This window comes from Allobosea sp. P4_C6 (genome assembly GCF_056402015.1).
The window spans coordinates 1-1,050 of record NZ_JBFUIF010000272.1 but is presented as its reverse complement, the minus strand read 5'-3'; the positions used below and the strand labels follow the sequence as shown (position 1 = coordinate 1,050).

The window sequence follows — 1,050 nt, the reverse complement described above, 5'->3', positions numbered from 1 at the left end:
AGATAGCCTGGGATAAGGTGGAGATCGGGGATGAATCTCGAGCGCACGATCACGGCGACCGGCCGGCGCTGCTCATCGTACCTGATCGCGCCATACAGGGATTCGTTCGGGCCGACCTCCAATACCGGCTGATGTCCAAATATCGCCGACAAGCTCGMCTGCGGATCGAGATCAATCGCCAAAACGCGAAACCCTCTGAGCGCCAAGAATTGCGCCAAATGGGCCGTCGTCGTGGTCTTCCCCGAACCGCCCTTGAAATTCATCACACTAACAACCTGAAGGGGCTCGTCCTTCGATCGCCAGGGCAAATATCGACGATGTCCGCGCGCACCTGCATCAAGAAGCTTGCGGATTTCGTGAATTGACTCGACGGAATAGGACCGCCTTCCACCCGGTGAAGTATTGCTCAGGTCCGGAAGTTCGGATGCGATCTGCCGCAAGTAGCCCTCTGTCACCCCGAGGAGCTTCGCAACCTCGGATGGAGAGAGATTGCGAATCCCCTTTTGAGCATTCGGAGGAAACGTGGTGAGGTGGTGGGCCTGCAATTGGGCAGCCAACATCGCGGACTGGCTCTGGATGAGCGACTTCAGCCCTTCCTTAACCACGATAGGTTTGGCAGCGTTTGTAACCACGGTCTCGAATCGCCAAAGGAGTTGCGAAATTTTTGCGGGATTGCGTTTTTTTCCGCAACTGACACGACTATGCCCGATTCGACGATTCGAGCAACAAGATAAGGGTTAACGACTGTTTACCAGCCTGCCCTAGATTTATTGGACGAGGCTACTCGCTTCCATTCAGGGCCTCAATTAGCCGCGGCTAATTTGCTTGAGGCCCTCTCTCAGCAAAGCCGCACCGCGCTCGACAGTGAGTAAAGTCGATCCCTGCTCAATCGAGGCCACACGCCGCAGGCTGGCTCTCGACTTTAGCCTGCCCGTTGCCAGGAATTAGCCGCGGCTAAATTCGCCGCGGATTAGTGGTTGCAATAGATTTCGGTGAAACGCGAATGAGGTGAGGCAGCATTCACGAAGGGGCCTGCCCCACCATATAGCC

At 56.0% G+C, this 1,050-nt stretch carries 1 protein-coding gene; it reads right to left on the bottom strand.

Annotated elements, in window-relative coordinates:
- On the bottom strand, positions 1-632 hold a 632-nt coding region (locus AC1DVA_RS28600; protein ID WP_476808159.1), incomplete at its 3' end, for a nucleotide-binding protein.
- Positions 633-1,050 lie beyond the last annotated feature (418 nt).